Here is a 15,392-nt window from a genome sequence, read left to right as displayed (position 1 = left end):
GGATGTCGCGGCCCCACCCGACGAGGACTTCCACGGCCTGGCGGAGCAGGCCCAGTTCCCGGCGGTCTTCCTCCCGGTCGACCTGCAGCTCCTGCACCTGGCGCTCCAGACGCAGCCTGGCCTTGAACTCCCGGTCCGCGTTGGTGCGGGTCTGCCGCAGCTCCTCCTGGACCTCGTTGAGCAGAGCCAGGGTCATCTGCTGGGAGGTGTGCGCGGCCACGGTCTCCGCATCCGACTTCTGGATCGGCGGGTCCTTCTTGGGGAGCAGCGCGGAGAGGAACGGCCACAGCCCACCGCCGGCGAGGAGCGCGACGACGATCGCGACGATGCTGTCTTCACTCATCGTGGTGCTCCACCTCCTGCTCGGTCATCACCGCAGCCCTGAGCTCGCGCAGCTTCGCCCGGGTGCGCCGGGCCATCAGGTGCAGGGCGATGATGCGGGTCACCGCGGCGGCGACGCTCATCAGTGCTGAGCCCCACGCGATCGTGGACCCGGGGAGCACCTGCATGACCACCACGGCGTAGGAGACCCATCCGGTGCTGATCAGCACCCACCCGGCCTGCTCCGTGTTCCAGGCTCGTGATCGGTTTTCCCAGTCGTTGAGCAGCCCCACGATTGCCGAGGCGCCGCCGGCGATCTGGGTGACCGACAGCAGCGCGGCCGTCCACCCCGGGATGCGCCCCAACGACGGGGACGGGGTGAACTCGGCGACGAAGGGGGACACCGCGAGCATCGTGCCCGCGAGCACGGACCACACCGCCACCCAGATCACCGGGTGCGTCAGCGCCCGCTCCCACCACAGGGGCGGGTCGTGGGAGGGAATGAACGCGCTCACTCGGGTGTCCCCTCGGTGGCGTGGGTGGCGGCCTCGTAGCGGACCTGCCACTCCAGTGCCGCCAGCTCAGCCTGCGCCTTCTGCGAGGAAAGCGTGGCGATGATCCGCTGGTACTGCTCGGCGGTGAGGTCACTCATGGGTGGATCCTTCCGTTGTCGGTTTCGGCTTGTCGGGCAGGTACTCCCCGTCGATGACCAGCCCGGTCTCGTTGATCTCGAACGTCCCCATCAGGGCGCCCCCTCACTCGTACTTGTTGTAGACGTAGCTGTTCATGTTGAAGACCACCCCGCGGACCTTCAGCGCCCCGGAGTCACCCGCGGACTTGTTCACGACCCTGAACTTGATCGTGGAGTAGGTCAGGGCCATGACCGTGACCACGCACTCGCGCCCCGAAGCGGCCTCCACGGAGAGGAACGGCATGAGGACCGTGTACTGGCTGGTGAACGGGAACGTGTAGGTGTAGGTCAGGTCCAGGTACGCCCCGGCCCCGATGCCCGAGCTGTTGTCGTAGCGGAAGAACTTCAGCGTGTCGGACTCCTGCGCCCACCGGCCCGTGAACGCGAACTCCCCACGGAACGGGAACATGAGCATCCCGGGGTTGCCCTTGACCTGGGCGATGTCGTTGTGGGCGATGATCTTCGAGACCGTGTCCACGCCTGCGTCGGCTTGATGCCAGATCGCGAGGTGGTCCTTCGTGTTGTTCGACCCGAAGAAGTCCGCAGCGGCGATGGACCCCGTGGAGCGCAGGCGCACGCGCTGCTTGTCCGGGGCGGTGGAGAGCTCGCCCACCATGTAGTTATTCCGGCCGTTGATCTGCACGGTCTGGGAACCCGTCTCGTCCCACGCCCGGATGCCCGCGTTGTCGATCTTCACCCCACGCGCCGCGTCCGTGGTGGTCTGCAGCAGACCCGAGGTCATGATGCGCGACGCCACGGTGCCGGCGTTTATGGCCTCCGCGACCGTGGTGCCCAGCAGAGTGGACTCCTGGGCGGTGAGGCCCTCCGTGAAGATGCCGCGGCGGGCAGTCACGTCCAGGGCTTTCACGATCGCAGTGGACAGCTCCCCGGTGACGTTCAGAGCAGGCAGGTCCACGGTGCCGTTGATGATGATGTGCCCGTCGATCTTCTCGATCTCCCCGGCCGCGACCCGCCCGATCCGGTCCTGCGCGTCCGCGAGGGTCTGCTCGGTCTGCGCGAGCGTGGCCCGGGTCTGGTCGATCAGCGCCGCCCCCTCCTGGATCCGGGTGTCCCACGTGTTCGCGGTCTCCCAGTCCCAGAAGATCTCCGCGCCATCCGAGGAGAGCAGCTGCAGACCCTCTCCTGGCTCCACCGTCTTCACCCCATGGGGCACGGTCTTCACCGAGTTCGCGGATTGGACCAGGGACTTCACCTGCTCCGCGAGATCCGGGTGCTGGTTCTCGTACTTCACGTGCCCTCCTAGATCGCGTCAGCCGGCCGGAACCACTGACCCTCCTGCAGCTCCACGGCCACCTGTTCGTTCAGCCCGCCCGAGGCCTTGATCACCCGCATGTCCCTCGTGCCCCCGGGCATCGTGAAGAACGTGTCCGGGAGCGTCACCCGGGCGTCATCCCCCACCCACCACGAGGTGAGCGGGTTCTTCACCGAGTCCGCCCGCACCGTCAGCGACAGCTGGTCCACCATCCGCCGGTCACCCGCGAGCGCCGCGGCGCACTTCTGGCGGATCGGTTCCGCCTTCGTCTGGTCCGGGTCCGAAATCACCGACTCCAGGAACGGGAAGTAAAGGTTCACGAGCGCCAGGTTCTCGGCCCTCGTGATCACCGTGGCCTTCCCCTCCCCCGCGCCGGTGCCCCACACCCGGGAGGCGATGGACTCCGCCGCCGAGGTGAGGTCCAGGTCCACCACGTCCGCCTGCGACGTCGCATCCCAGTCCGGCACCCAGGTCTGCGGGATCGAGGGGTCCACGCGGGTGCCGTGCACGAACCGCCACCGCACCCGGGTCCGGTCCTCGTCCGCCCACTCGGGACGGAACATCATGTCCGGGCCGCCCACGACCTCGGAGAGTTCCGTGAGCCGCTTGTCGACCACGTTGTTCGCCAGGTTGAACGCCTCGTAGGTGCGCTCATGGCCGGGGGCGTACACCTCCGTGGGGGTGCCGTGGATGATCGGCAGGCCACCGCCGGGCTTGTCCATCCCGGCGCGCACGAGCTCCCACGCGATCGACCCGAGCGACATGCCCGACAGCTTCAGGTCCTTCTCCAGGTGTCGACGCTCGAAGATCTTCCGGATCCCCGCCCAGGACAGCTCCAGGGTCTCCAGGGACTCGGAGGGCCACCCCGTGATCGGGCCACCACACCACGGCACCACGTCGCCGTCCGGGGTGACGTAGGAGAACAGCACCGACGTCTTCCACGGGGTGAACCACAACAGGTCCAGCCCGTGAAGGTCTGCCTTCCGCACGGTCACGGACCCGGAGTCGGTCTTGTTGACCTCCACCGACCATGACCCCGCGACGGGGTCCAGCGCCCGACCCACGGTGCCCGACACGGTCTCCACCAGGTGCACCTGCCAGGTCACTTCGCGACCCCGGCGTCGAACACCGTCAGCGTGTCGCCCGTGTACTTGTCAGCACCACCCCAGCGCACCACCCAGTTCGTGTTGCCGGTCATGTCCCCGTCCGACTCCCACTGGGACACCAGGTGCGCGGTGTGCGCCCCGCGGGACACCTTGTGCATGGTCTCCAGCATGATGGTCTGCCACCGCTTGTCGATGCCCACCTCGTACGTCTTCACGAGCACGTCGTCCACGTACAGCCCATAGCGCAGGGACCCCATCGACGCGGCGATCGTTCCGATGGAGGACACCCCGGACGCGTTCGTGCGGCCGGCGGTGACCGACATCTTCAGGTTCAGCGTCCGGTCCGTGTCCACCGTGAACCGCTGGGAGCACTTCTTGTACGTCTTGCCCTTCGTGCGGACATCGCCGCCCTGGTCCACGGCCACCGAGAGGGCGCCCAGGGTGGACTGGGAGTGCATGGCGTACTCCCGGTCCCAGGCGCGGGTGCAGCTGGAGGTCTTCGTGGTGCCGGCCGGGACGATGATCTTGTCCAGCACCACCCGGCCCGTGGGGACCGCGCCCGTGGTCATCACCACCGAGGCGGCCTTCGAGGTGGCGGTGTCGGCCTGCTCCACGTAGAACGACACCGTGGCCTGCCCCGTGGCGGGGGCGGGATCCAGGGTGATGGTCTGCCGGTACACCGGCACCAGCACGGAGCCGCGGTTGTTCCACTTCATCACCACGGCGCCGTCGTAGATGTCCACCTTCATGTCCCCACGCAACCCCACCGTGGCACCCGTGAGGATGCCCGCGTTCTGGTACTGCGCGTCGATGATCAGCTGCATGTCCTGCGGCGTCGTGGCGTCGATGATCGTGCCGTCCGCGTCCCGCAGGTCAGGGATACCCCATGCTGTCGACAATGTGTCCTCCTAGATGTAGGTGTCCCGCAGGACGATGTCCGCCCACCCCGTCGACGGGGCGAACTGTGCGGCGCGCACGGTGATCGCCTCACCGGGGCCGACCTTGAACCACTCACGCTTCGTGAGCTTGTGCGTCTGGTCGGCGCCGCGCACCGTCACGGACCCGGCGCGCATGTCTACGACCACCGGGGACTGGTCGTAGACGGCGTGCGGGTACTCGACCGCGTGGCGACCGTCCGTGAGTCGGAACCCGTTCGGCCAGGACCCGCGGACCGTGATCGTGGGGTAGGCGTCCGCGTTGCCCTGGTTCACGATCCGTGCCGCCGTGTTGCGGCCCTCGTGCCAGGACACGCCCCCGCCGGGGAACGCGCCCTCAGACCACCCGAACCCCACCCCGGCGCCCGGGGGTGACACCTGGGTGGTGCCTCCCTGGGCGTACAGGAACGGGTCCGGGCACAGCAGGGGCACTGCGATCTTCAGGTTTGCGATGCCCCACCGCTCCACGTCGATGTCGCCGTCGAGCTTCGCCCGCGTGGACAGGGTCAGGTGCCCGTCATCCACGATGACGGTGCCGAGCTCCCCGTCCCAGAACAGGGCCGACAGGTGACGCTCCACCACAGCCCGCTCGTCGGCGTCCTCGAACAGCAGGGCACCCTTCACAGTGAGGGCGCGACCGGTACGGCGGGACGGGGCCGGGAACAACCCGTGCCCCAGGGTGCGCTGGGTGTTGTCTCCAGCGACCCCCACTCCGCCGTACCAGCCCACCACGTCTTGCAGGACGTGGTGCACACCCGGCTCGGACATGCCCGTGTGCATCACCAGCTCCACCCCAGTGGGGCCCTGGAACACGATCATGGACCGTCTCATGCTGCGACACCTGCCTTCCGGAACGCACGGCTCCACTCCTCAGCGCCGCGGCGTAGCATCCGCGACTCGTCGTACTCGGTGCCGTGCAGGTGCAGGTGGGCTTCCCCAGAGGTGCCCGCGGCGGTCGTGTCGACCCGCTGGAACATCTCCGTGGACCCGGTGCCGTTGTAGATCGTCGACACCCCAGGCCGCAGGGCATGCACAGTGCCCACGGGGGCGTCCCACACGTGGTCCACGATGCCGCCGAGCGCGTACCCGCCAGGCTGGTCCCAGCCCCCACGCACCGAACCCCAGGTCCGGATGCAGTAGTTGATGGACGCGAGGATGTTGTCCACCGGGTCGAAGATGTTCCCGTGACCCGGCTCCATGTTCGCTCGGAACGTGGAGGGCACCATCTGCATGAGGCCCTGCGCGTTGTTGCCCGTCATGGAGTTGATGTCCCGCACGGCGTTGCTCTGCGTGATGTTCGGGTCGCCGCCGGACTCCTTCAGCGCACGGGCGATGCCCGAAGCCAGGTTGCCCGGGTTCAGTTGCCCCTTCTTAGACAGCGCCTCCGTGATCCACGCGGTCAGCTTCACCTTGCCCGCGACGCCGTCGTAGACCTTCTTGCCGGCCTCCATCAGCCCATCGAACCCCGGGAGCTTCCCGAGCAGGTCCGCGGCGCGCTGCTTGATGCCATCGAACATCTTGCCCGCGATCCCGGTGCCCATCTGCACGAACTTGTTCGACCCGAACTTGTCCCTCGCGGTCTTCATCGGGCCGGTCACGAACTTGTCCAACTTGTCCTTGATCCAGTCCAAGGGGTTGATCGACGCCGCCGTGACCCCGTCCACGTCCGAAGACGAGTACCGGGTCACGCCCTTGCCGGGCTCACCCCACACACGCCGCAACACCTGGTAGTCGATGTCGTGCGGCCAATCGCCACCGGACATGCCCGCGGACATGATCGAGGACGTGTCCCCGTAGGTGCCGTCACCGGAGTGCTGCAGGGACAGGACGTGACCCAGCTCGTGGATCATCGTGCCCATCACCCGGTTCGCGGGCGTGGTCGTGGAGATCTCGACCTTCCCGGAGGTGTCCGCGAAGCCCCACGGGCCACGGTGACCGACGCCCGCCGAGATGGACGGGGAACCGCTGCCCGCGATGATGTCCAGCGCGGACTGGCCCATCCACGCCTTCGCGGCCTCGGCGATGTTCCGGCCCTGCACCGTGGTGTTCGGGACGTAGAGCTTGCCGGTGCGGTTCATCTGCGTCTGGATCGCGCCCCACAGGCCACCGTTGGGGCCTGCGCCCGCGGGGCCGGCGGCGTACATGCCGTGCTCCTGCTCGGCGGTCGCGGTGCGTTCCGCGGCCCGGAGGTTCCCGGAGCGCCACAGGTTCCGCACCGCGCCCACGCCGCCGGAGTTCCCAGCGGCGTTCAGGGCGTTGATCGTGCCAGCGCCGCCGATGCCCTTGACGACCTCGGGGACAAGCACGCCCTCGCCCGAGCGCATCGGGGTGAGGACGTCGTCACGCTTCCGGGACTGGTAACCCGGGAGCACACCACCGCGGGCGAAGCCCTTGATGGTGGCGATGTCGTCGCCCTTCCAGAAGTCGTTGACCTTGTTGTAGTTGTCCAGGAAGGGGTTGACGACGCTGTTGACGACGAAGCTGATGGGCTCCTTGACCGCGGCCTTCAGGCGGTCCCAGGCGTTCTTGATGCCGTCCTTCGTGCGGGTGAACGCGGACTTCAGCAGGTCCAGGCCACCCCTGAACGGGGCGAACACATGGTCACGAATCCAGTTCCACCCAATGGAGATACCCAGGCGCATGTTCTCCCAGGTGCCCTTGATGTGGTCCCGCAACCAGGACCACACGGGCCCGAACGCGCCCCGGAGGAAGTTCATCGCCGGGGACAGGATGTTGTTGCGGATCCAGCCCCAGACCGCGCTGATCGTCCCGCGGATCGCGTTCCAGACCTGGGTGACGATGTTCCGCAGCCACGTCCAGGCGTTGGTGAGCGCACCCCGCACGAACCCGATCAGGGGGTTCAGGACGGCGTCGCGGATCCAGCCCCAGGCCGCGGACACGGCACCGCGGATCGCACCCCACACCTGGGCCACGATGTTGCGGATCCACATCCACGCGGCCGTCAGCGGGCCGCGGATGAAGCCCATCAGCGGCCCGAAGATCGAGTCGCGGATGAACGCCCACGCCGCGCCAATCGCGGCGCGGATCGCGTTCCACACCGGGAGGATGATGTTCGCGTACAGCCAGGAGAACACGGGGCCGAGGACGTTGCGGACGATCCACACGATGCCCTGGAAGATCGTGACCACAGCGGCGACCACCACGGTCAGGAACATGAGGATGCCGTTCCAGACCGGCTGGATGATGTTCACCCACAGCCAGGTCATGACCGCGCCGATGCCCTGGATCACGGACTGGATCCAGGGCAGGGCCACCGTCATGAACCACGTCACGAACGTCGACACCACCATCTGGATGCCGTTCCACACGGGCAGGATGATCGTCGTGTAGAGCCACGAGAACACCGCCCCCAGCAGCGCCAGGGTCGCCTGGAACATGGGCACCACCCACGACGCGAACCACGCCACCACGACGCCCACGACGGTCTGGATCGCCGTGAACACCGCGTTCACGCCGTCCTTGAACCAGCCGAGGTTGTTGTAGGCGAGGATCACGGCGGCCACAAGCGCGGCGATACCGAGCACGATCAGGGTGATCGGGGCGGTGATGAACGCCAGCGCCCCACCCAGCAGGCCCGCCGCGATGGACAGGCCCGTAGCGGCGGCGGACGCAACCACTGAGATCGCGGCGAACGAGCCCAGGACGGTGGCGACGAGGCCGATCCCGAGCGCCACCGGGGCCCACATGGGGGCGGTGTTCACCAAGAAATCCACGAGCGGCTTCACCGCGGTCGCGACCGGGGACAACGCCCCGATAGCCGCGCCCATGATGGACACGAACCCCTGGCCCATAGACCGCTTGAACGCCTCGACCTTCGTGGCCGCGTTGTCGCTGAGCTGCTGCCCCATCTTGTCCGCGGACCCACCCAGGTCCTCCAGACCCGCCGTCGTCGGGTCCAGTGCCGCCAGCACGTCGGGAATCTGGTCCATGCCCAGGTCTTCCAGCTGCGTACCGAACAGCGCCAGAGCCGCCTGAGACTGGGCAGACGGGTCCTTCATGTTCCGCAGACCGCCGATGATCTGCCCGAACGCCTCGTTCGCGGAGTCCCCGCCCTGCAGCAGCTTCCCCGTCATCTCGTCCATGTCCAGGCCGATGTCCTGGTAGGCGTGGCCGGTGGTCTTCGACCCGTCCGTGGCGCGGATCGTGAACTCCTTCACGGCGTCGCCCATCTTGTCCACACCGATGGTGCCGTTCTCGGCGCCCTTCACGAGCATGCCCATGGCCTGCTCACCGCTGATCCCCAGGTTCGAGAAGTGCTTGCCGTACTCGGTGATCGCGGGAAAGATCTCGTCGCGGAACCCCGCCGGGACCTTCTGCATGGCACCCGTGATCAGGTCGAACGCTTGGGTGGCGTCCGTGGCCAGCCCGTTCTTCATGAGCACACCGGCCGCGCCCACGGACTCGTTCACGTCCACGTCGAACGCGGACGAGAGGTTCAGGGCGTACCCGGTGATCTTCTCCAGGTCCCCCTGGGACGCGTCACGCATCCCACCCATCGAGGACATGACCGCGCCGATCGCGTCGTTCACGGACTCCATGGAGTCCCCGTAGGCGTGCGCGTAGAGACTGCCGGCGGCACGCCCAGCCACAGCGGACTGTGGGGCTGTGAGGTTCAGCTGCGCCGACACCCGGTCGGTGAGCTTCGCCTGCTCCAGCGCCCCACCGATGCCCTGCGCGAACGCCGCACCGATACCCGCAGCACCGATCAGTGCCGGGATCTTGCCCATCGCCCCGGACAGCCCGCCCAGCAGGGACGACCCGCCCTTTTCGGAGGCGTCCGCGAACTCATGCTCGATGGTGCCCGCGGCGGTGGCGGCGTCACCTCGGACCCGGGAGAACGCCCCGGAGAACGAGCCGCTGATGTCGGACTTCACCGACGACAGGCCGGAGGTGATCGCCCCGCGGGCCTCCCCCGCCGCACTCCCGGCGGAGGACTTCAGCCCGTCGAACGCACCCTTGAAGTCGCCCGAGAGGGCCTTCTTGATGGAGTCCCCGAAACCGGAGAACGACCGCTTCGTCTTCTCGGCCGACTCTGCCAGCTGGGTGTTCGCGGTCTCCGCGGCCTTCAGCTTCGCCGAGGAGTCCTTCACCGCCGACGCGTACAGCTGCACCTGGCCCAGGGACTGCTTGGAGACGTCCGTGTACCGCTGGCGGGACGTGGACAGGCGTGCCTCCGCGGCGAGGATCTGCGAGTTCGACGCATTGCCCTTGGCCTTGACCTCCGCGAGGCGGGCCTCCGCGATCTCCACCTGCTTCGCGGCGTTCGCCCGCTTCCGGGCGCCCTGATCCGCAGCCGCCGCGAGCTTCGCCTCGTTCTCGGTGAGCCTGCGCTGCAGGTCCTCGATGTTGCCGGCGTCGGCGGAGTCCAGGCCCTTCTGGATCGCCTTGCCCATGTTCCGGCCCGACGACGCCGCCATACCCTCGGCGCCCTTGAACTGCGCGCCGATCTGCTTCGCGAGACCACTGGTCTCCACAGCGAGCGTGACGTACCCGGTTGCGAGCTCCACACCGCGACCCATGGCCCTACCTCCTACCCATCAGCGCCAGGCTCCGAGAACCTGGACGCGAAGAACTCGTCGAACTGCTTGATCGGCATGACCTTCGCGGCCAGCTTCCGCACGCCCTTCTCCCACGGGCGGCGGGCGCGCTTGAACTTCTTGGGGTCCTTGTGGGCGGCGATGTAGTTGCCCTCCTTGATCGCCTCGAACACGGCGACAAGCTGGTCGAAGCCGGGCAGGTACCAGGCCCAGTCCTTGCCCTTGTCGGCCCGCCCCACGGGCCCCCACGGGGCGTCCTGGGAGAGCACCGCGTGCACATCAGCCCAGGACTCCACGACCCCGCAGTCGTCCCACCGCAGCCCGCACTCCACGAGACGGGTACGGACCGCGGCAGGGTGCTTCTGGTAGAGGGCGAGGACCTCTAGGATTTTGGGACCGAGGTCTCCCCATCGGTCCACGCGGTCATGAAGTCCTGGACCTCTTCGCCCTCCAGGGACCGGAACGCGTCGAGGTCTTCCTCGTCCACGCCGGCCTTCTCCAGCCACGCGAAGATCTCGCTCACGTCACCCTTCTGCACGGCGGCCGCGACACCGATGGGCATGTGCTTCGGGGACGGGAGCGTGAACGTCCCGTCGAAGATCGGGGTCTCGAAGTCCACCATCGTCAGCTGCTTCTCGGACTTGCGGACGTGCTTGCGCTTCTTGGACACGGGCATGGGGTTCTCCTTCAAGGTGTGTGGGGACTCCGTGGGGTGTGGCAGGGCCCCCGGGCGGAGTCGCACCCGGGGGCCACTGGTTCAGATCACGCTTCCTGGGGGGCCTTCGTGGCCGACTCCGCGGGCAGCTCGGTGTACTCGTAGTAGTTGTTGCCGTCCTCGTCCACGAGCGCGTCGATGGTCACCTCGAACCCGTCCGCGGACGAGTGGTTCAGGGTGCGGTCACCGGAGACGGTCAGCTGGCCGCGGGGGATCACGAAGCGACGGGCGAAGTCCGACTCGTCCTTCGTCTCCACCGTGAACGGGCGCACCGGGGAGATGTCCGCGTTGTGCCGCACGGTGATCGAGGACCCGGTGCCCTCCACGTTCTTGTCCCCGAACACGGCCTTCAGCACGTCCACGTCACGCGTGGAGTACAGGGTGAACGTGATCGAGGAGGAGAACTCGGAGCGGACCTTGCGGACCTTCTGCCCGCCCCAGATCTGGATGTCCTCGTCAGAGGCATCGTCGGTGAGCTGCACCCCGTCCTCGTTCACGTACCCGAGGGGCTTGAACGTGGCCGGGAGAGCGGCCTTCGCGTCCGTGGGGAGGGTCGAGTCGGGGGTGCCGAACGTGACCCCACCGGAGGGGTTCGCGGGCTTGGAGACGGTCACATCGAAGTTGGCCATCATGGCTCCTTCCGCCCGCAGTGCGGGCATGAAAAAACCCCGCGGGTGCGGGGTCAGGTGAGTTGGGTGGTGGACTTGAAGGTGATCTCCATCGTCCACGTGAAGGCCGGGATACGGCGGTCCGGTTCGGGATCCCATGCGGGAAGCCCGTGCGTGCCCGTGCGGGCCACGCAGTCGGATCTCCATGGCCAGTCCCGCAGCAGGGCATGGACCCTGTCCGCGGTGTGTTCGGCGGTACGTTCGTCCGCGCACCGCACCTCGAAGCTCAGGCGGGCGTCCGAGAGCTGCCGGTGGTTCACACCGGCGCCGCCTCCGGACTTCACGATGATCAGCAGGTCCGCCGGCTTGTACCCGGGGGGCTCGTCCTCGCGGGCCACCCGCCCCGGGTAGAAGCCGTTCAGGTACCGGTACGCGAGGGTGACAGGGGACTCGAAGACGAACTCAGCCACGGCCCGCGTCCAGACCCTTGACGAGCGTGTTCCGCTTCCGGTTCTCGTGGTGGGCGTGGCCGGTGGCCATGACCGACACGGCGGCGCGGGGGCTCTCCAGGACCAGGTCCGTGACCTTGTAGCCCTTGTCCTCCCCGCCCGCCGCCGCGGCCACGGCCCGCGCCCGGCGCATCAGGTCCTCACGCACCCTCGGCTGCTTGCGGAGGGCCTCCAGGCCCTTACGGTTCAGCTTGAACTGCTTGCCCATCGAACCCCCTCAGCTTGATGACCTGCCCGAACCGGCGACCGGAGAACATCCCCCACCACGCCGGGGTCACACCCTCCGCCTGGTACGGGACACCGTCCACGACGAACACGTCCCGAGCGTCGTAGTCGATGGGTTCCCGCAGGACCAGCTGCGCGTCCGAAACGACCCGCACACCCAGGCCCTCGCGGGGCTCCACCGTGGACTCCGGGGCGAACGCCGCTGGGACCACCACCGGGTCCCGGAACGTGTCCGGCACCCGGTACCCGTCGCCGTCCACCCCGCCCGGCACGTGGCGTTTCCACTGCACGACCGGGTAGCCCATCACGCCTCCCACAGCGGGTCGGCGCCCGTGAGGTCAGCGCCGCACGAGCAGTACCGGGCGCCGAACGCCAGGGAGCACCAGGGGCGGTGCTCCTCGGCCGTGGCCGGGCCGCCTGCGGAGACGCTGAACGCTTGCCCCTGGTTGCCGCCGCCCAGGGACTTCAGCTCCTGCTTCGTGAGGTAGAAGTCTCCGTTGGGGTTCGACGGGGTCACCCCGTGGGAGAACGGTCCCGCGGTCTCGCTGAACTGCGACACGCCCACCTGCCCGGCGGCGTCGGCCTGCATCGCACGACGCACGACGGCGCACACCACACGGCGGCGGGTGGCCTCCGGCGCGGCCACCGCAGCCGGGCACACGTCCACGATGTACTGGGACGCGTCCTCCAGCTGGGTGGCCGCGAACCGCTCAGAGCCCGGGGGGAAGTCCGGCCACCGGTCCTGCAGGTCCTGGACCGTAGCGAACGGGATCAGCTCGGACATGGGGCACCCCCTACTTCTTCGCGGTCGGCTTCTCCCGGGCCGGGCGCACCGGGACGAACCGGTCCGGGAGTTCCGCGGCCCGCTCCTCGGAGACCTCCACGATCACGCCCGTGAAGGTGTCCTCGAACCGCGGCATCAGGCGGCCACCGGCTCGGTCACAAGCGCGAACTTCTCCGCGAACACGTACCAGCCGTAGACGATCTCCAGTCGCAGCGCGATCTGGTTCTGGCGCTTCAGGTCGCCCTGACCGTCCGGGTCACCGAAACGGATCAGCTCCAGCGGCAGGTTCCGCTGGATGCCCCACCGGATGCCGGACTGGAAGTCACCGAGGATGCCGCGCACCCCGGTGTCCTTCACGGCCTCGGGCTGGCCGGACACGGTGTCGCCCTGGGCGGTGTTGATGCCCATGAACGCTCCCATGCCGGTGCCCAGGCCCAGCTGCGGGTAGCGCTGCAGGCCCGAGGGGGACCCGTCCGCGTTCTTCGTCTGCAGCTCGGACAGCGCCCAGGTCAGGCGCGGGTCCACGGCCAGGCCGTTCACGGTCACCGGGCGCTGCTTGTTGATGAGCAGCCCGGCGGCAGCGCGGATCACCTGGTCCGCGTCGGTGCCCTTCGTGAGCTCCGCCTTGTTGGTGGTGGCGCCCACGTAGTTGTCCCACCCGGAGACGACCGTGCCGGTGAGCGGGTTGATGCGGTGGTACAGGCCGAGGTCCAGGGCCCGGGACAGGGCCACGGTGCCGGCCGAGCCGAGAGAGCTCAGCACGTTGAGCTGGTAGTCCTCGTCAGCCCACTGCACCTCCTCGTTGAAACGCATCGTCACCTGAGCCTTGTGGGGCTTCGCGGTGACCGCGCCGAACCCGCCCGTGGTGGAGGACTTCTGAGCGCCCTCCTCCACGAACTCGGCCTTCGGGAAGTCGTTGAAGGTCATGTAGTCGACCTCACCGAACTTCTGCGGCTCCTGGCCCGACAGCTGCGCGACCGTGGAGGTGGTGAGGGTGTCGGTGATCATGCCGTCCGCGATCTCGCGGGGCATCAGCACCTTGGAATCGGTAGTACCGAAGATTGCCATGCTGGCTCCTTAGTCCTTGTGGCCGAACAGGTTCCTGACGGCCTCTCGCTTCGGGTCGGTCACGTTGACGCGACCCTGCTTGCCCTGCGCGCCCACGACGGGGCCGGGGCGGTTGATGTTGAGGAGGTCCTTCACGACCTTCGCGTGCGCTTCGAGGTCCTCGCGGGTCTCCCCACGCAGCGCTTCCACCGGCACCCCCGCGGCTTCCGCTACCTCCGCCGCGGTCTTCTGCCGTTCCTGCTGGGTCTCGAACGCGGTCACCTTGGCGGCGAACTCGTCCCGCTCCGCCTGCAGCTTCTCCAGCTGCGGCTTCAGCGTCCCCAGTTCCTCGACCGCGGCCTTGTTCTCCTTGGCGCGGGCCTCCCACTTCCGGGACAGCGCCTTCCAGTCCGTGGCCTCGGGGGTCTCCTGAGCGTTCTGCTCGGGGGTCTCCGTGGCCGACTGCTCGGGCGTGCCCTGCGGGTCGGTCTGCTGGGGGGTGGTGGTGTCGGACATGACTGGCCTCCTGCCGTGCGGCATGAAAATGGGCCCCGTGCGGGGCCCTGCGGATGGGGGTCAAACGGTGAGGAGACGTTGCATCTCCTGCACGATCCGGGAGGTCTCTGCCTTCGTGGAGACGACCTGCCCGGAAGCATCGAATTGGGCGTGCGACCGGGAACCGGCCTGCCCGAAGTGGCGGGTCACCAGACCCCCACTGACCTTCTGCGCGGCCTGCGCGTACGCGGCCATGTACTGCTCGGCGTGCTCGCCCATCTCGACGGCGTTGCCGCGGTCCACGGCCACCACACGACACGAGCAGTTGTCGTGGAACGCCTGCCCGACCGTGCGGGACCCGCGGGGCCTGATGCCCCGCGCTTGCCCGCCACGCCGCGGCGCCCCAGGGATCGGGGACCCGCGGCCCACCACACCCCCGGCTGACTCCGCCGACGTGTACGCCGCCCCACGGGTCGCCAGCATCGCGCAGAACGGGCAGCACCCCGCGGCCGGGACCCGCTGGTACCCCATCGAGCCCTGCGCCTGCGCGTTGCCGATCATCGTGTCCGCCGACTGCTCCGTGAGCCGCTTCGTGAACCCGCCCACGACGAGCCGGTACACGAGATCATTCGCGGCGGCCTCGAACATGTTCTTGCCCGACGTCGCCCACCCCGCGAGCGCCTGCCACGAGTCCCTCGGTGGGCCCTCCACGATGTCCGGGGTGATGCGCTTGCGCACCCCCTGCACGTCCTGCAGCTCGTCAAAGAACTCGGCGCTGATCATCGACACGGTCCCCGCGTACTGGTCACCCAGCACCGGGAGCACGTCCCGCAGCGCCTCCTCGCACACGCTCGTGGACTCACCTGCCAGGGACGCGAACAAGCGGTCCAGGTCCGCGAGACCCGCGGCCCGGACCTGACCCAGCAGCCCCGAGTACCCCTGCACCGCCGAGTACGGGACGACCTCGCCCATCAGTCCTCCTTCGACTCCCGGAGGTTCACCGGGACCATGCCCGTGAACTCGATGCCGGCCAGCCCGAGGCGCCGGGCGGCGTCCTCCGGGTCCACACCGGCGCGGATCGCCACACCCAGTGCGTCGAACTGACGCTTCAGCTCTGCCGCGGAG

Annotated in this window: 19 protein-coding genes; all 19 read right to left on the bottom strand. The window is 68.4% G+C overall.

All coding sequences use genetic code 11. The features are described from left to right. Window positions 1–343, bottom strand: a 343-nt coding sequence (locus Q4A22_RS10520; RefSeq protein ID WP_303179278.1) for a hypothetical protein, incomplete at its 3' end; no start/stop codon positions are given. Next, window positions 336–836 (bottom strand): hypothetical protein, encoded by a 501-nt coding sequence (locus tag Q4A22_RS10515; protein ID WP_303179276.1) that lies wholly within the window; start codon window positions 834–836, stop codon window positions 336–338. The genes Q4A22_RS10515 and Q4A22_RS10520, both read right to left, overlap by 8 nt. Then, window positions 833–973: a hypothetical protein gene (locus Q4A22_RS10510; RefSeq protein ID WP_303179274.1), complete on the bottom strand. Its 141-nt coding sequence runs from the start codon at window positions 971–973 to the stop codon at window positions 833–835. Before Q4A22_RS10510 ends, Q4A22_RS10515 begins: the two co-directional genes overlap by 4 nt. Window positions 974–1,076: 103 nt before the next feature. Continuing rightward, the gene (locus Q4A22_RS10505; protein ID WP_303179273.1) at window positions 1,077–2,264 is read right to left on the bottom strand and encodes a hypothetical protein; all 1,188 of its coding nucleotides are present in this window, start codon (window positions 2,262–2,264) and stop codon (window positions 1,077–1,079) included. A gap of 8 nt (window positions 2,265–2,272) precedes the next feature. Further along, the gene (locus Q4A22_RS10500) at window positions 2,273–3,391 is read right to left on the bottom strand and encodes a hypothetical protein (RefSeq protein ID WP_303179272.1); all 1,119 of its coding nucleotides are present in this window, start codon (window positions 3,389–3,391) and stop codon (window positions 2,273–2,275) included. After that, a complete protein-coding gene (locus Q4A22_RS10495; protein WP_303179270.1) occupies window positions 3,388–4,290 on the bottom strand; it encodes a hypothetical protein in 903 nt (300 codons plus the stop codon). Before Q4A22_RS10495 ends, Q4A22_RS10500 begins: the two co-directional genes overlap by 4 nt. A 9-nt stretch (window positions 4,291–4,299) precedes the next feature. Then, window positions 4,300–5,157 carry a phage tail domain-containing protein gene (locus Q4A22_RS10490; RefSeq protein WP_303179269.1) on the bottom strand — a complete coding sequence of 286 codons (858 nt, stop codon included), beginning with the start codon at window positions 5,155–5,157 and terminating at the stop codon, window positions 4,300–4,302. Then, window positions 5,154–9,866, bottom strand: a complete 4,713-nt coding sequence (locus Q4A22_RS10485; RefSeq protein ID WP_303179268.1) for a phage tail tape measure protein — start codon at window positions 9,864–9,866, stop codon at window positions 5,154–5,156. Before Q4A22_RS10485 ends, Q4A22_RS10490 begins: the two co-directional genes overlap by 4 nt. Window positions 9,867–9,877: 11 nt before the next feature. After that, on the bottom strand, window positions 9,878–10,303 hold the full coding sequence (locus Q4A22_RS10480) for a hypothetical protein (protein WP_303179267.1): 426 nt from the start codon (window positions 10,301–10,303) through the stop codon (window positions 9,878–9,880). Continuing rightward, window positions 10,267–10,560, bottom strand: coding sequence for a hypothetical protein (locus Q4A22_RS10475; RefSeq protein WP_303179266.1), 294 nt, complete (start codon window positions 10,558–10,560; stop codon window positions 10,267–10,269). Before Q4A22_RS10475 ends, Q4A22_RS10480 begins: the two co-directional genes overlap by 37 nt. A gap of 86 nt (window positions 10,561–10,646) precedes the next feature. Further along, window positions 10,647–11,228: a hypothetical protein gene (locus tag Q4A22_RS10470; RefSeq protein WP_303179264.1), complete on the bottom strand. Its 582-nt coding sequence runs from the start codon at window positions 11,226–11,228 to the stop codon at window positions 10,647–10,649. Window positions 11,229–11,281: 53 nt separating this feature from the next. After that, entirely contained in the window at window positions 11,282–11,677 is a 396-nt protein-coding gene (locus Q4A22_RS10465) for a hypothetical protein (protein WP_303179263.1), read from the bottom strand. Then, window positions 11,670–11,924: a hypothetical protein gene (locus tag Q4A22_RS10460; RefSeq protein ID WP_303179262.1), complete on the bottom strand. Its 255-nt coding sequence runs from the start codon at window positions 11,922–11,924 to the stop codon at window positions 11,670–11,672. Before Q4A22_RS10460 ends, Q4A22_RS10465 begins: the two co-directional genes overlap by 8 nt. After that, window positions 11,896–12,246, bottom strand: a complete 351-nt coding sequence (locus Q4A22_RS10455; protein WP_303179260.1) for a hypothetical protein — start codon at window positions 12,244–12,246, stop codon at window positions 11,896–11,898. The genes Q4A22_RS10460 and Q4A22_RS10455 overlap by 29 nt, the downstream gene beginning before the upstream one ends. After that, on the bottom strand, window positions 12,246–12,725 hold the full coding sequence (locus Q4A22_RS10450) for a Gp19/Gp15/Gp42 family protein (RefSeq protein ID WP_303179258.1): 480 nt from the start codon (window positions 12,723–12,725) through the stop codon (window positions 12,246–12,248). Before Q4A22_RS10450 ends, Q4A22_RS10455 begins: the two co-directional genes overlap by 1 nt. A gap of 10 nt (window positions 12,726–12,735) precedes the next feature. After that, window positions 12,736–12,861, bottom strand: coding sequence for a hypothetical protein (locus tag Q4A22_RS10445; protein ID WP_303179257.1), 126 nt, complete (start codon window positions 12,859–12,861; stop codon window positions 12,736–12,738). Next, the gene (locus tag Q4A22_RS10440; RefSeq protein ID WP_303179255.1) at window positions 12,861–13,793 is read right to left on the bottom strand and encodes a phage major capsid protein; all 933 of its coding nucleotides are present in this window, start codon (window positions 13,791–13,793) and stop codon (window positions 12,861–12,863) included. The genes Q4A22_RS10445 and Q4A22_RS10440 overlap by 1 nt, the downstream gene beginning before the upstream one ends. Before the next feature lie 9 nt (window positions 13,794–13,802). Continuing rightward, window positions 13,803–14,288, bottom strand: a complete 486-nt coding sequence (locus Q4A22_RS10435; RefSeq protein WP_303179254.1) for a hypothetical protein — start codon at window positions 14,286–14,288, stop codon at window positions 13,803–13,805. A 60-nt stretch (window positions 14,289–14,348) separates the two neighbouring features. Further along, the gene (locus Q4A22_RS10430; protein ID WP_303179252.1) at window positions 14,349–15,239 is read right to left on the bottom strand and encodes a hypothetical protein; all 891 of its coding nucleotides are present in this window, start codon (window positions 15,237–15,239) and stop codon (window positions 14,349–14,351) included. Window positions 15,240–15,392: the final 153 nt, after the last annotated feature.

Origin of the sequence: Kocuria sp. (genome assembly GCF_030530945.1) — a bacterium.
Taxonomy (GTDB): Bacteria; Actinomycetota; Actinomycetes; order Actinomycetales; family Micrococcaceae; genus Kocuria.
The sequence above is the reverse complement of the archived record's forward strand: the minus strand, read 5'-3'. Positions and strand labels throughout refer to the sequence as shown.

Bases quoted from the DNA above. Each gene is read 5' to 3' on its own strand.
- Q4A22_RS10510 (WP_303179274.1), bottom strand. From the start codon at position 973: ATGAGTGACCTCACCGCCGAGCAGTACCAGCGGATCATCGCCACGCTT.
- Q4A22_RS10490 (WP_303179269.1), bottom strand. From the start codon at position 5,157: ATGAGACGGTCCATGATCGTGTTCCAGGGCCCCACTGGGGTGGAGCTG.
- Q4A22_RS10485 (WP_303179268.1), bottom strand. From the start codon at position 9,866: ATGGGTCGCGGTGTGGAGCTCGCAACCGGGTACGTCACGCTCGCTGTG.
- Q4A22_RS10475 (WP_303179266.1), bottom strand. From the start codon at position 10,560: ATGCCCGTGTCCAAGAAGCGCAAGCACGTCCGCAAGTCCGAGAAGCAG.
- Q4A22_RS10470 (WP_303179264.1), bottom strand. From the start codon at position 11,228: ATGGCCAACTTCGATGTGACCGTCTCCAAGCCCGCGAACCCCTCCGGT.
- Q4A22_RS10460 (WP_303179262.1), bottom strand. From the start codon at position 11,924: ATGGGCAAGCAGTTCAAGCTGAACCGTAAGGGCCTGGAGGCCCTCCGC.
- Q4A22_RS10455 (WP_303179260.1), bottom strand. From the start codon at position 12,246: ATGGGCTACCCGGTCGTGCAGTGGAAACGCCACGTGCCGGGCGGGGTG.
- Q4A22_RS10450 (WP_303179258.1), bottom strand. From the start codon at position 12,725: ATGTCCGAGCTGATCCCGTTCGCTACGGTCCAGGACCTGCAGGACCGG.
- Q4A22_RS10445 (WP_303179257.1), bottom strand. From the start codon at position 12,861: ATGCCGCGGTTCGAGGACACCTTCACGGGCGTGATCGTGGAGGTCTCC.
- Q4A22_RS10440 (WP_303179255.1), bottom strand. From the start codon at position 13,793: ATGGCAATCTTCGGTACTACCGATTCCAAGGTGCTGATGCCCCGCGAG.
- Q4A22_RS10435 (WP_303179254.1), bottom strand. From the start codon at position 14,288: ATGTCCGACACCACCACCCCCCAGCAGACCGACCCGCAGGGCACGCCC.
- Q4A22_RS10430 (WP_303179252.1), bottom strand. From the start codon at position 15,239: ATGGGCGAGGTCGTCCCGTACTCGGCGGTGCAGGGGTACTCGGGGCTG.